This window comes from Hyalangium sp. (assembly GCF_045802625.1).
GTDB lineage: Bacteria > Myxococcota > Myxococcia > Myxococcales > Myxococcaceae > Hyalangium.
Window position 1 is genome coordinate 26,723 of the sequence record NZ_JBJMQP010000079.1, and the last position, 13,888, is coordinate 40,610.

General features: G+C 68.6%; 11 protein-coding genes. 5 read left to right on the plus strand and 6 right to left on the minus strand.

Annotated elements, in window-relative coordinates:
- Positions 1–119: 119 nt before the first annotated feature.
- From ACJ8AT_RS15345 to ACJ8AT_RS15355, 3 genes are all read right to left on the minus strand, one after another.
- Positions 120–1,265: a serpin family protein gene (locus tag ACJ8AT_RS15345; RefSeq protein WP_407738473.1), complete on the minus strand. Its 1,146-nt coding sequence runs from the start codon at positions 1,263–1,265 to the stop codon at positions 120–122.
- Between the two features lie 64 nt (positions 1,266–1,329).
- A complete protein-coding gene (locus tag ACJ8AT_RS15350; protein WP_407738474.1) occupies positions 1,330–2,424 on the minus strand; it encodes a 3-oxoacyl-ACP synthase III family protein in 1,095 nt (364 codons plus the stop codon).
- Positions 2,425–2,815: 391 nt separating this feature from the next.
- Entirely contained in the window at positions 2,816–4,330 is a 1,515-nt protein-coding gene (locus ACJ8AT_RS15355) for an ATP-binding protein (RefSeq protein ID WP_407738475.1), read from the minus strand.
- A gap of 424 nt (positions 4,331–4,754) precedes the next feature.
- On the opposite strand from ACJ8AT_RS15355, the gene ACJ8AT_RS15360 reads away from it, so the two are divergent.
- Positions 4,755–5,528, plus strand: a complete 774-nt coding sequence (locus tag ACJ8AT_RS15360; RefSeq protein ID WP_407738476.1) for an alpha/beta hydrolase — start codon at positions 4,755–4,757, stop codon at positions 5,526–5,528.
- 22 nt (positions 5,529–5,550) lie between these two features.
- Here ACJ8AT_RS15360 and ACJ8AT_RS15365 read toward each other — a convergent pair whose 3' ends face one another.
- Positions 5,551–6,717 (minus strand): acetyl-CoA carboxylase biotin carboxylase subunit family protein, encoded by a 1,167-nt coding sequence (locus ACJ8AT_RS15365; RefSeq protein ID WP_407738477.1) that lies wholly within the window; start codon positions 6,715–6,717, stop codon positions 5,551–5,553.
- A 225-nt stretch (positions 6,718–6,942) separates the two neighbouring features.
- Here ACJ8AT_RS15365 and ACJ8AT_RS15370 point away from each other — a divergent pair, with 225 nt between their 5' ends.
- A complete protein-coding gene (locus ACJ8AT_RS15370) occupies positions 6,943–7,944 on the plus strand; it encodes an LLM class flavin-dependent oxidoreductase (protein ID WP_407738478.1) in 1,002 nt (333 codons plus the stop codon).
- Positions 7,945–7,973: 29 nt separating this feature from the next.
- On the opposite strand, the gene ettA is transcribed toward ACJ8AT_RS15370, so the two are convergent.
- Positions 7,974–9,653, minus strand: coding sequence for an energy-dependent translational throttle protein EttA (ettA, locus tag ACJ8AT_RS15375; RefSeq protein ID WP_407738479.1), 1,680 nt, complete (start codon positions 9,651–9,653; stop codon positions 7,974–7,976).
- Positions 9,654–9,803: 150 nt separating this feature from the next.
- A complete protein-coding gene (locus ACJ8AT_RS15380) occupies positions 9,804–10,319 on the minus strand; it encodes an FHA domain-containing protein (RefSeq protein WP_407738480.1) in 516 nt (171 codons plus the stop codon).
- A 54-nt stretch (positions 10,320–10,373) separates the two neighbouring features.
- Between ACJ8AT_RS15380 and ACJ8AT_RS15385 the strand changes: the two genes are divergently transcribed.
- The 3 genes from ACJ8AT_RS15385 (at position 10,374) to ACJ8AT_RS15395 (ending at position 13,871) form a co-directional block, all read left to right on the plus strand.
- Positions 10,374–11,306: an ABC transporter ATP-binding protein gene (locus ACJ8AT_RS15385; protein ID WP_407738481.1), complete on the plus strand. Its 933-nt coding sequence runs from the start codon at positions 10,374–10,376 to the stop codon at positions 11,304–11,306.
- Positions 11,307–11,336: 30 nt separating this feature from the next.
- Positions 11,337–12,098 (plus strand): ABC transporter permease, encoded by a 762-nt coding sequence (locus tag ACJ8AT_RS15390; RefSeq protein WP_407738482.1) that lies wholly within the window; start codon positions 11,337–11,339, stop codon positions 12,096–12,098.
- A gap of 123 nt (positions 12,099–12,221) precedes the next feature.
- Entirely contained in the window at positions 12,222–13,871 is a 1,650-nt protein-coding gene (locus tag ACJ8AT_RS15395; protein WP_407738483.1) for a serine/threonine protein kinase, read from the plus strand.
- Positions 13,872–13,888: the final 17 nt, after the last annotated feature.

Below are 13,888 nucleotides of genomic sequence, written 5' to 3' on the forward strand. Positions count from 1 at the left end.
CTCCTTCGCCTGAGAGAACATGAGGCAGGCAGGCTCCGCCGAGGGGCTCGGCTCGACCTTCGGCTCGGCCCCTCGCTCGGAGAAGAACGTGACGAGCCTCTCCAATCGACAGCGGAGAGCTACCGGCTCCCCGGATCCGCGACGCGGCCCATGAAGAGGATCATCCCGGACGAGGTATCGCGCAGGAAGAACAGGAACGGGTGGTCGGCGCGGAAGTCCTGGGTCTCTCGGGGCCGCATGGCGCCGCGGGTCATCATCACGACCGCGGTGGCCGCGGCGGCCTCGGTGCCCTTCTCATCGACCTTCACGAAGGCCTGGTGGAATACCTTGCTGATGTGCAGCCGCTCCTGGGAGTGAGCCGGATTCGCCATGCCCGTGAAGTCCGCCTCCTCGGGGCTGAAGGCCCGCGCCATGCCCATCGCCACCAGGGCGTCTCCCAGCTCGATCGAGGCCTCGGGGCGGACCTCGAAGCGCGGCAGCGCCACGTTGACGCGCTCGCGCCCCAGGGTCCCCATCCACTCGTCGAGCTGCGCGCTCGTGAGGTTTTGCTCGACGTCCTCCAGCCCACCGGCCTTCTCCGGGAGCACGAAGACCATCGCCAGCTCCTGCCCCTCATAGGGAAGCTCGAGCACCTTCACGCCATCCGTCTGGACGAAGCGGTAGTCCCCCGTGCGGTGCATCAGCGGCACCTGCTTCGTCTCGGTCCGAGTGACGAAGAAGAGCTCGGGCTGGGTGCTCTCCTCCGAGAAGGGCGTGGCCCAGCTCGCCTTGAAGTACACGGCATTGACGAGCACCAACTTCGTCCGCTTCGGCTTCAAGCTCCCCACGGGCAGCAGCCCCTGGATGCGGTCCTCGGTCTGCCGAGCCACCCAGGCGTTGATGGACTGGCGCGTGGCCTCGACGCCGGCATCGAAGTCCACGGGCTCCAGCGGAGCGCCGAACACAGCCCGGGTCTTCTCCAGGTAGGGCTTCTCGAACGTGAAGTCCTTCGCGCCAAAGAGCCGGTTGGCCACGCGCAGCAGCGAGGGGCCCGCGCTCGTGTTCCACGCCTGGAGGAGCCGGCCCGCCCAGGACATGACCTCCTCGGCCGAGCCCTCGAAGTGGAGCACCTCTTTCATCTCGCGGGCGGTGTCTCCCCGAGCGCCACCCCAGGTCATCGCGAGCGCCAGGGTGATGCTCGCCGGAGCGACGGCGAGGTTGCCCCCGGTGCCGCGAACCTGGCTCCACAGCTCGAGGGCGAAGGTGTTGCTGCGCGTGGGCTCCATGGCGGCTCCAATCGAAGGGGCGCCACCATCCCGCGAACCCGCGAGCCCGCGCAATGTCCGCGCGCTACAGCCGCACCAGCTGGGCGCCGTAGTGAACGCTGGCGCCCACGGCGGCCACCAGCACCAGATCCCCGCTGCCCAGGCGCACCCGGCCGGCCTCGAGATCCTCGGCCAGCAGGATGAGCATGCCGGCCGCCGAGGTGTTGCCGTAGCGGTGCACGTTCATCGCCACGCGGTCGGCCGGCAGGCCCGCGTGCTCCACGAAGAACTCCATCAGCCGCCGGTTGGGCTGGTGGAAGTAATAGCGCTTCACCTCGGAGCGCAGCTCCGGGCGGCTCTCCAGCACCGTGTCGATGCAGTGGCGCATGCACGCCGGGTAGTTGCGGGCCACCTTGCGCCCGTCCACCACGAAGGCCATGTCCCCCGGCTTCGCCCGCCCCTGGTGGGGCAGCTTCATCATCCCGCCGCCGCGGCGGATGACCAGCTCCCCGTGCGAGTTGCCCGACATGGTGGAGAGGATCCCCGTGCCCGGCTCGCCGTCCGCCTTCAGGATGACCGCGCCGGCCCCATCCCCAAACACATACGCGGACAGGAACGCGTTGATGGGCTCGCGCCCCGGGGCGGGGATGATCTCATCCGTGTACACCTCGCGGTTGAGCTGCGGAGACAGCAGCGCCGAGGCCACCACCGCCACCGTCTTGAAGCGGCCACCCTCCATCATCTTGCTCGCCATGTCGATGATGTACGGGGTGCCGCCGCAGCCATCGTCCACCACCAGCGCGAAGGTGTCCGTGCGGCACTCCAGGCGCCGGTGCAGCTCCATCGCGTCGTGGTTGAAGTTCAGCTCGTCCGGCGTGCAGGTGACGACGAAGATGGCATCCAGCTCCTTGGCGTCCACGCCCGACTGCTTCAGCGCCTTGCGCAGGGCAATCTCACACATGTCCGAGTTGCTGGCCGGATAGATGGACAGATCATCCTCGGGGGGAGGAATCGCCTGGCCCTTCGAGTCGATCGCCCAGAGGAAGCGCCGCTCGACCATGCCCGTCTTCTCGAAGATGCGCTCGGCCGACCAGCCGGGAAAAGCCTCGGCGATGCGCTCGTTGTTGACGGCTCGGGAAGGGACGTAGGCGCCAGCACCTGCGAAGCGCACTGTGGGCATGATCAAGTCTCTCATTGTGGGAGGGGAGTTCCTGCTGATGCGGCTCATGAGCAGGGCGCATGCCACCTTGTGAGCCGACCGAGCGCGGCCCGAGCCCCAGCCCCCCGTCCCTCCGGAAAGCTCGAATTTCTAGAGGACGCGCTCTGAGGGAAACCCCTTAGACGGCACACCGTCCGCGCGGCGGACCCAACGTATGAGGGCTGGTCCCCCCCAATCGCTGAGTCATGGCAGACACCCTCGGGTCCAGAGCACCCTCAACCGACCGTCCACTGCTGTAGGTATGACCCACCCCGAGCCTCTTCCCCCGGCGCCCACCACCCATCAGGTCTCATGAACCCAGCACCGTGGGGCATTTTGGGCAGCTCGCGGGAGGCTTGCAGGTGCCCGCCGCTCAAGCGCGTGGAGGCTGGGGCGCCTGCGGGGGACTTCGGGGCAGGGTCACCGAGAAGGTCGTCCCGTTCTCCATATTGGATTCCACGGAAATGCGGCCCCCGTGGGCATCGACGATGTGCTTGACGATGAAGAGGCCCAGACCAATGGAGTGGCTGTTGCGCGAGCCCTTGTCCCCACCGCGCTTGAGCGGCAGGAAGAGCTGGGGCAGCAGCTCCGGGGCGATGGGGCTGCCCAGGTTGTGCACGGAGAAGACGACGGCGTCCGCCTGGCCCTGCGTGCGCACCCGCACCACGCTGTGCTCGTCGCTGTAGGTGAGCGCGTTGTTCACCAGGTTGATGATGAGCTGGGTCAGCCGGTCCGCGTCCCACGTGCCCTGCCCGTCCCCGCTCTGCTCCAGGATGAGCCGCCGGTGCGGGTGCGCGAGCTGGACCTCGTCCACCACCTGCCGGGTGAGCTCGTGCAGATCCATGGACCGAGGCGTCACCGGCAGCGAGCCTCCGAGCCGCGCCTGGGTGAAGTCCAGCAGCTCCCTCAGCATCCGGGTGGCGCGCTCGGCGCTGGAGAGGATGCGCTGGAGGGAGCGGCGCTGTGGCTCCTCCAGCGGGTCCCGCTTGAGCACCAGCTTCGCGGCCATGGAGATGGCGTTGAGCGGGTTGCGCAGATCATGGCTGACGATGCCGATGAGGTGCTGCTCGAAGTCGGCCCGCTTCTGGGCCTCCAGCTCGACCAGCTTGCGCGCGGTGATGTCCTGGAGGGCGCCCACCATGCGCACCGCCTGGCCCTGCTCATTCCGCACCAGGTAGCCCCGGTCACTGACGAACATGTACGAGCCGTCTCCACGCCGGAAGCGGTACTCGTCCATCCAGTGGGCGCCCTCCGTGTCGATGAAGGCGAGCAGGCCGCCCACCACTCGCTCGCGATCCTCGGGGTGGATGTGCTCGGACCACCACTCGAGGGCCGCATCCACCTCCCCCGGCGCCCGGCCGGTGAGCTGGTGGATGTTCTCGCTCCAGTGCACATGGTTGGTGAGAAGATCCCAGTCCCAGATGGCGTCGCTGGTGGCCTGGAGCGCCAGGCGGTAGCGCAGCTCGGACTGGCGCAGCCGCTCCTCGGCCTGCTTGCGCTCGGTGATGTCCAACGCCAGGCCGAAGACGGCCTCCACCTCGCCGCTGGGCTCGCACTGGGGGATGAACTCCGCCTGGAACCAGATGTCCCGGAACACCACCTCCACGCAGCTCGCTACCCCGCCCAAGGAACGCTCGACAGCCTCTCGGATGAGGGGGTAATCGCGGACGAGCTCGAAGACGGACTGCCCCACGAGCTGTCCCGCCTTGAACCCGATCCGCTCCAGCCCCTGCCCTTCACTGACGAGGATCAGCCCCTGGCTGTCGTAGGACCAGTAGACGACGGGCAGCGACCCCAGCACGCAGCTCAGGCGTTGGCGCGTCTCGTCCTGCTCGCGCTCCCTGCGCGGAGGCGAGAGGGCTTCGCTCGGCGGGTCGCACGGGCTCATGAGGGTCACCCTCCCATCAAGCTGCCGGGCTCGCTGCGCCCGGCAGGACGGCTGCCTTCGGTGGAGCTGCCGCCACCGGTTGTCCTCCGTCTCTCCCGGATCGCCAGCGAATGTGGGCACTGCCGGGCGAGATGGCGAGGGCCTCGTACCGGAGTCCGGTCGCTTGAGCGAATCTCACAGGACTCGGGCGGGCGAACACGGGAGCGCCCCCGAGCCCTGACGTCCGCTCGAGCCGTGACACCCCAGGCTTCACCCCTCCTTCTAGCAGCCGTCCGGCACCTCCCCCTGTTTCCAGGCGCCGGGGAAATCCGCACTAGCGGACACAAGGGCGCACTTCCAGGTTGGGCTTGGCTGCGGAGCCATTTAAGGTGCGCGCACCACCGCTGCTCCGGGGGCGCAGGCCCCGAGCACCTGCGCCAGTTCCATGGGCCACGTCCACATCATCCGCGACTTTCCCTCCGCTCACGAGGGCTTCCGACGAACCATCCGCATCTACACGCCGGACGGCTACGACGAGCACGGCACGCACCGCTACCCCGTCCTCTACATGCATGACGGGCAGAACGTCTTCGCGGACACCCAGTCCGCGCTGTTCGACACCTGGTGCGCCAACCACGCCCTGGAGAGCCTGGTGCGCGAGGGCCGGCTGGAGCCGTGGATCATCGTCGCGGTGGACTCGGGCGCGGGGCGCTTCCAGGAGTACTCGCCCTGGGACGAGCTGCGCATCAACGTCCACGCCCGCGGCCCGCTCTACACGCGCTTCCTGCTGGACGAGCTCAAGCCCTTCGTGGATCGCGTCTACCGCACGCGGCCGGGCTCACAGTGGACGGGCACCATGGGCTCGTCCCTGGGCGGGCTCATGTCGCTGTACCTCGGGTGGAAGCACTCGGAGGTGTTCGGCCGCATCGGCGCGCTGTCCCCCACGGTGATGTGGAGCCAGCGCTCGCTCTTCAAGCAGTGGAGGGCCCACAGCAAGCGCTGGACCCGCATCTACCTGGACGCCGGCAGCACCGAGCGCATCGACGGGGACGGGTTGGACCTCAACTACGGCGAGGCCACGCGCGAGTTCTACACGCACCTGAAGAGCCTGGGCTACGACGACCACGAGCTGATCCTCGTGCTGGATCCCGGCGGGCAGCACAACGAGAAGGACTGGGCGCGGCGGCTGCCGTTCGCCATGCGCTGGCTGCTGAGCTGAGCAGCCGGCGGGCTCGCGGCCGCTACGTGAGGGCGTGGATGAAGCTCACGTCCTCGCGCATGCGCTCCAGGTCCACGTGGCGCGTGAGGTACATCTCGGTGCCCATGGCGGCCTGATACACCGAGGGCATGTTCGGGTTGTGCTGCAGCAGCGTGGGGCCCAGCCGGCGCACCACCTCCTCGTGGCCGTGGCGGTAGGGGCGGCCGGCGCGCCGGGCGATGTGGCACACGTGGTACTTGGGGGTGTAGCGGAAGTCCGTCACCGGATCTCCCGTCACCAGCCGCGCCCACAGCCGGTACACGTCCATGTCGCACGCGTAGTTGATCATGTCCGTCATGTAGGCGCCGGGCGGGCGCAGGTTGGCCTCCAGCGCGACGAAGCGGCCCTCGGGCAGCCGGAAGAACTCCAGGTGGAACCAGCGCTCGCGCAGGCCGAGCGCGGCCACGGCCTTGCGGCCCATGGTGTCGAGCGCCTCGGGGATCTGCTTGAGGCTCCAGAAGGCGATGTCGCGCCGCTCCGTCACCACCTCCATGACGCCATCGCTGTACTCGTGGCTGAGGGTGAAGAGGATGCGGCCGTCATGGTCCACCAGGCCATCGAAGGTGACGATGGTGCCCTTGACGTAGGACTGGGCCACATAGGGGACTTCCGGCGGCTGGACGAGCGCCGCGTCCACCTCGGCGTCACTGCTGATCTTATAGGTGTGGGCGGCGCCCACGCCCACGTCCGGCTTGAGCACCAGCGGATAGCCCACGCGCTTGGCGAAGGCCTTCACCTGGGCGGCGTCCTGGACCAGCTCGAGCTCGGGGTGGGGCACGCCGGCCTCGCGGAAGACGGCGGCCATGCCGGACTTGGTGCGCAGGCGGTGGGTGTCGGCGGGCTTGAGGCCGGAGACGTTGAAGTCCTCGCGCAGCCGCGCCTCCATCTCCAGCCAGGACTCGTTGAGTGAGTCGATGCGATCGATCCGGCCGTGGCGCCAGGTGAGGTAGCCGGTGGCGCGCAGCAGGGCGTCGTAGTCGAGGAGGCTGGGGGTGAAGAAGTACTCGCGGATGGAGTCGCGCAGCTCGTGGCGCAGGGTGTCGTACGGCGCGTCCCCGATGGCCAGGACGTTGACACCGCGCTCTCGCAGGGCCGTGGCGAAGTGGAAGTACTGCGGCGGAAAGTGGGGGGAGATGAAGACGAAGTTCATGGCTCCTCGGAGCGGGGGCTCCCGTGCAGCCGACCATATCGCGGGATCGGCCTCGGCTCACTTCCTTGTCCGGCGGATATTCAGGCGGCCGCAGCTCACCGGCCCCGCCGGGCGATGGACGGGCCAGGGGGCTGGCCACCCAGGCGCCGCCACCTACACCCTGGCCAAGACGCTGAAATCCCAGGGGGAGAAACGAAGCAGCCTCCTGGAGCATCCAGGGAGTTGATGAGGATTCCACTCTCCGTCCTGGACATCATCCCCTTCGTGGAAGGTGGGACCAGCTCGCAAGCGCTGCGCCGCAGCCTGGAGCTGGCCCGCCTGGCGGATCAGCTCGGGTACACCCGCTATTGGTTCGCCGAGCACCACAACATGCCCGGCATCACCAGCACCACGCCCGAGATCATGATTGCGCTGGCAGCGGAAGCCACCTCGCGCATCCGCGTCGGAGCTGGCGGGGTGATGCTGCCCAACCACTCGCCGCTCAAGGTCGCCGAGGCCTTCAAGATGCTGGAGGCGCTGCACCCGGGCCGTATCGACTTGGGCATCGGGCGCGCGCCCGGCACGGATCCGCGGGCGGCCCTGGCGCTGCGCCGGACGCGGGAGGGGCTCGAGGTGGACGACTTCCCGGACAAGCTGGTGGAGCTGCTGGCCTTTGGAGCGGGCCGCTTCCCGGCGGGGCACCCGTTCAGCTCGGTGGCCGCCGTCCCGGAGGATGTGCCGCTGCCTCCCATCGTGCTGCTGGGCTCGAGCGGGTACAGCGCCCAGCTCTCGGCCCGGTTGGGGATGGCGTTTGGCTTCGCCGCCCACTTCAGCCCCGAGCCGCCCGACTTGCCCATGCGGGCCTACCGGGAGCAGTTCAAGCCGGGGGCTCGGGAGCAGCCGCACGCCATCCTCACGGTGTCGGTCGTCTGCGCCCCGACGGATGAGGAGGCCGAGCGTCTGGCCTCCAGCGTCATCCTGTCCTTCGTTCGAGCGCGGACGGGGCAGCGGGGCCGGCTGCCGAGCCCCGAGCAGGCGCTGGCCCACCCGTACACGCCCTGGGAGCGCGAGGTGGCGGAGTCCATCCGGGCCCTGCAGATCATCGGCTCGCCCGCGACGGTGAAGCGGCAGGTGGAGGCGCTGGTGGAGCGGACGGCGGCGGACGAGGTGATGGTGATGACCAACACCTTCGGCCATGCGGAGCGGCTGCGCTCCTACGAGCTGCTGGCGGAGGCCTTCCTGCGCTGAGCAGGACGGCCGGGCCGGGCCCGCAGGGCTCAGCTCTTGGTGAGCGGCCGGTAGCGGATGCGGTGCGGCTGGAGCGACTCGGCGCCCAGGCGCTTCTTCTTGTCCGCCTCGTAGTCCTGGAAGTTGCCCTCGAAGAAGAACGCCTTGCTGTCTCCCTCGAACGACAGGATGTGCGTGGCGATGCGGTCCAGGAACCAGCGATCGTGGCTGATGATCACCGCGCACCCCGCGAAGTTCAGCAGCGCCTCCTCCAGGCTCCGCAGCGTCTCCACGTCCAGGTCATTCGTCGGCTCGTCCAAGAGCAGCAGGTTGCCGCCGCTCTTCAACATCTTCGCCAGGTGCACCCGGTTGCGCTCGCCGCCCGACAGGTCCTTCACCCGCTTCTGCTGATCCTGCCCCTTGAACGCAAACCCCGCCAGGTACGCGCGGCTCGGCATCTGCCCGGCCCGCCCCAGGTCGATGTGGTCCAGCCCGCCGCTCACCTCGTCGAACACCGACTTGTCCCCGGCCAGCGCGTCACGGCTCTGGTCCACGTACGCCAGCTTCACCGTCTCGCCGACGCGCAGCTCGCCCGCGTCCGGCTTCTCCACCCCGGTGATCATCCGGAACAGCGTCGTCTTGCCCGCGCCGTTCGGCCCAATCACTCCGACGATGCCACCCGGCGGCAGCTTGAAGTTCAGGTCGTCGATCAGCAGCCGATCCCCGAACGCCTTGCGCAGCCCCTTGGCCTCCACCACCAGCCCGCCCAGCTTCGGCCCGGGAGGGATGGTGACTTCACCCGTCGGCTCGCGCTTCTCCTGCGTCTGGTTGAGCAGATCCTCGTACGCGGAGATGCGCGCCTTGCTCTTGGCCTGCCGCGCCTTGGGGCTGGCCCGCACCCACTCCAGCTCCTTCTTGAGCGTCTTCTGCCGGTGGCTCTCCGCCTTCTCCTCCAGCTCCAGCCGCTTCTGCTTCTGCTCCAGCCACGAGGAGTAGTTGCCCTTCCAGGGCACGCCCTCGCCCCGGTCCAGCTCGAGGATCCACTCGGCCACGTTGTCCAGGAAGTACCGGTCGTGGGTAATACAGACGATGGTGCCCTTGTAGTCCTTCAGCGCCTGCTCCAGCCACGCCACGCTCTCGGCGTCCAGGTGGTTGGTGGGCTCGTCCAGCAGCAGCAGGTCCGGCTTCTCCAGCAGGATGCGGCACAGCGCCACGCGGCGCTTCTCACCGCCCGACAGCTTCGTCACGTCCGCGTCGCCCGGCGGCAGCCGCAGCGCGTCCATGGCCATCTCGATGGTGCGGTCCAGCTCCCAGCCGTTGGCCGCGTCGATGGCGTCCTGCAGCTTGCCCTGCTCCGCGAGCAGCTTCTCCATCTCCGCGTCGCTCATGGGCTCGGCGAACTTCGCGGAGACTTCATTGAAGCGATCCATCAGGCCGCGGATCTCCTTCAGGCCCAGCTCCACGTTCCCCTTCACGTCCAGCGAGGAGTCGAGCTGCGGCTCCTGCGGCAGGAAGCCCACCCGAGCGCCCGGGTCCGGCTTGGCCACGCCGAAGAACTCCTTGTCCTGCCCGGCCATGATGCGCAGCAGCGTGGACTTACCCGCGCCGTTGGGGCCAATGACGCCGATCTTCGCGCCCGGGAAGAAGGAGAGGTAGATGCCCTTGAGGATGTCCTTCCCACCCTTGACCTTGCGCAGGTCCTGCATGGTGAAGATGAAGTTCTGGGCCATCGCGGATCTGGTGCCTCCAAGTGACGACGTAGCGACGTAGACGGGTGGCGGATACTAAGGAGGGGCGCCCGGCGCAAGGAACTCGGCCGTGCACCCGCCTCTCACGGGCCTCCAGGCGCTCCCCCAGGGAGCTGACGGGCTCCCCGGCGCTCAGCGGCGCAGCCTGTCCCAGAGGGACAGAGCCGTGAGGTAGGCGAAGTCCGCGTCCCCGAAGCGCACCAGGTCCCCATCCTCGACGAAGAACTCCTTGTGGGGCTCCAGCGGGTGGCCGTTGATCTGCGTGCCGTTCATGGACCCCAGGTCCGCCACCGTGGTGGTGTCGGTCTTGGCCTGCCAGCACAGCCGCGCGTGCTCCTTGGAGACGGACGGATCATTGATGACCAGGTCGCAGCTCGGCATCCGCCCCACCATCAGCTCGTCCGTGCTCCGCAAGGGCGGCAGCGTGGCCACCACCAGCTCGTCGAAGCGCAGCATGACCGCCAGCTGCATGGCCTCCAGGCTCGGCCCCGTGGCCACCAGGGTGCTCTGCGCGCCCATGCGCATCGCCATCTGCTCCACCACCGGCCGGGGAGGCTTCTGCACCAGCACGAACGGCCCGACCTGATTGCAGAAGAAGGCCTCCGTGAGGCGTCCGGCCAACGACCGCAGTTCCCGAACATTGAGCATGGGCGCGAAGTGTAGCGCCAGACTTCGTGGAGGTGCTAAAGCCCCGCCTCCGCCATGTCCTCCCCCGTCCTCGAGCTCCAGGGCCTCACCAAGAGCTACCCCAAGCTCACCGCCCTCTCCGATGTGAACCTCTCCATCCGCCCCGGGGAGATCTTCGCCCTGCTCGGCCCCAACGGCGCCGGGAAGACCACGCTCATCGGCTCCATCTGCGGCCTGGTGAAGAAGACCCGCGGCCGCATCCTCCTGTTCGGCAAGGACCTGGACGCCGATCCCGTCGGCCCCCGCTATGACGTGGGCCTGGTCCCCCAGGAGATCAACTTCGACCCGTTCTTCACCGTGGCCGAGTCCCTCCACATCCAGCTGGGCTACTACGGCCGGCCCCAGGACGAGGCCCGCGTGAACGAGGTGCTCACCGCCCTCAACCTGCAGGGCAAGAAGGACGCGCTCACTCGCGCCCTCTCCGGTGGCATGCGGCGCCGGCTGCTCATCGCCAAGGCGCTGGTGCACCGCCCCAAGCTCGTCTTCCTGGACGAGCCCACCGCGGGTGTGGATGTGGAGCTGCGCCGCGACCTGTGGACGTACGTGCGCAAGCTGGCCTCCGAGGGCACCACCATCGTCCTCACCACCCACTACCTCGAGGAGGCCGAGGAGCTGGCTGACCGCGTGGGCGTCATCAACGAGGGCAAGCTGCTGCTGGTGGAGGACAAGGCCTCCGTCATGAAGCGCTTCGGCGAGCGCCGCCTCGTGGTCACCTTCGAGCAGCCCCTGGCCGAGCTGCCCGAGGCCGCCCGCCGCTTCAACTCCACGCTCTCCGAGGACCGCCGCACGCTCACCTACGTGGAGCGCGAGGGCACCCCGCCCTCGGGCGAGCTGCTGCGCGTCCTCTACTCCCAGGGCCTGCCCATCGCCGATGTGGAGACGCGGCGCTCGCGCCTGGAGGACGTGCTGATCGAGATCCTCCGCGGCCGCCCGCAGAAGGCTGCCTGAGTCCCACTCCCACCCCGCACCGACACCGCCATGAACACCCTTGGGATGAAGACGCTGTTCTCGAAGGAGGTCCGCCGCTTCATGCGCGTGCCGGGCCAGACCGTCCTCTCGCCGCTCATCAGCACCACGCTGTACTTCATCGTCTTTGGCTACTCCATCTCCACCCGCGTCCACGAGGTGGAGGGCGTGCCGTACCTGCAGTTCATCGTCCCGGGCCTCATCTTCCTGGGCATCGCCAACAACGCGTTCCTCAACTCCAGCTCCTCGCTGTTCATCACCAAGATTCAAGGCACGGTGGTGGATCTGCTGGTGGCCCCCCTGGGCCCCGGCGAGCTGATGGCCGGCTTCATCGGCGGAGCCATGGTGCGCGGGCTGGTGGTAGGCGGGCTCACCTGGGGGGTGGCCTCCATCTTCACCGGCTTCAACCTCCAGCACGCCCTGGTGGCCCTCTACTTCCTGCTCATCGCCTCGTACGTCTTCAGCGTGCTGGGCATGTTGGCCGCCGTGTGGGCCGAGAAGTTCGAGCAGATCAACTTCTTCCCCACCTTCGTGATGATGCCGCTCACCTTCCTGGGCGGCGTCTTCTACTCGGTGCGCGAGCTGCCCTCGCCCTGGAACCAGATCAGCCTCTTCAACCCCATGGTCTACATGGTGGAGGGGCTGCGCTACGGCATGCTCGGACGCAGCATCTTCTCGCCCGCGCTGGGCGGCGGCATCCTCCTGGCCCTGGCGGTGGTGGCCACGTCGGTGGCCTACCTGGCCCTGCGCTCGGGGTACAAGCTGAAGGCCTGAGCCGCCCACTGTCGCCTGGGGCTCACCCGGCTATTCTGGACTGTCCGCTTCCTTGCCCGGCGGGGGACCAAGGACGAGCGCCTTTCACGACTTGTGGGAATCCGGAGTATCGTACGGTGAGAAATGGCCGTTCCGTTCGGGAAGTACGAGCTCCTGCGCAAGATTGCCTCCGGCGGCATGGGTCAGGTGTTCCTGGCCCGTGAGCGCGGCGCCGTGGAGCGCCTGGTGGTGCTCAAGCTCATCCTGCCGCACCTGGCCGAGGACGAAGAGTTCCTCTCCATGTTCTTGGAGGAAGCGCGGCTGGTAGCGCGGCTGCAGCACCCCAACCTCGTCACCATCCTGGATCTGCTGGAAGTCGAAGGCCGCCACTGCCTGGCCATGGAGTACGTGCAGGGCGACGATGTGCGACGGCTGGACAAGCAGGCCCGGCTCAAGGGCAAGCTGCTGCCGGCGGGGCTGGTGCTGCGCATCATCTCCGAGGCGGCCTCGGGGCTGGACTACGCCCACAAGGCCAGGGATGCCCAGGGCCAGCCGCTGCGGCTGGTGCACCGGGATGTGTCGCCGCAGAACATCCTCGTCGGCTTCGATGGGGCGGTGAAGATCATCGACTTTGGTGTGGCCAAGGCGGCCGGCAGCGGCCAGCAGACGGCCACCGGCGTGCTCAAGGGCAAGTACCCGTACATGTCTCCGGAGCAGGCCTCGGGACAGGCCATCGACGGGCGCAGCGATCAGTTCGCCCTCGGTGTCGTCATGTGGGAGCTGCTCACGGGCCGGCGCCTCTTCAAGGGCGAGACGGACATGATGACGCTGCGGCTGGTGAAGGACTGCCAGGTGCCGCCGCCCTCGCAGCTCAACCCCAAGCTGCCGCCAGGGCTGGACGCGGTGGTGCTGCGAGCGCTCTCGCCCACGCCGGACAAGCGCTACCCGGACTGCGGCGCCCTGCGGCTGGCGCTGGAGGACTACATCATCCAGCTGCGGCTGGCGGCCAGCACCGCGCACCTGTCCGGGTACCTGCGCGAGCTGTACGCCGACCGCATCGCCACGGAGGCGGATCCGTCCAAGCTGGATCAGCTCGCCGATGACATGGATCTGGACTCAAAGGACAGATCCAACCCCTCGCGCAGCCGCTCCGGGGCCCAGGCCATTCCGTCCACGCCCTCGCGCTCCTCGCTGCCCAGCCTGGCGCCCCGGACACGCTCGCGGCAGTCGGTGGACGCCCTCATCGGCCCGGCGCCCTCGCCCAGGCATGAAGTCACGCGAGGCACGGAGTCTCTGGGCATGCCGCCTTCGCCCCGCCGCTTCCCGCTGATTCCGGTGGCGGTGGGAGGCGCGGCCGCGCTGGTGATTGCCGGGGCGGCCATCGTCCTGCTGCGCCAGAAGCCCGAGCAGCCTCCGCAGGTGGTGCAGGTGGTGCAGGTGGTGCAGCCCGTGGAGCCGAAGCCCCCTCCGCCGGTGGATCCGAAACCCCCGCCGCCCGTGGAGCCGCGGAAGGTGGAGCTGGAGATCCTCTCCGAGCCCCTGGGCGCGGCCGTGCAGCTCGAGGGACAGCTGCTCGGGAGGACGCCGGTGAAGCTGCCGCTGGCGCCGGATGCGCCCCCCGTCATGCTGACGCTGTCGCTCGAGGGGTACAGCCCCCACAGCCGGCAGGTGTCCGCCGCGAACGCGCCCAGCGTGCTCGTGGCGCTGGAGCGCCGCTCCGTCAGCACGAGGCCGCCGGGCAAGAAGCAGGGCTCGTCCGGCTCCTCCTCGCTGGGCATCAAGAAGGGCCGCTGAGCCACCCGAGGCGCGGC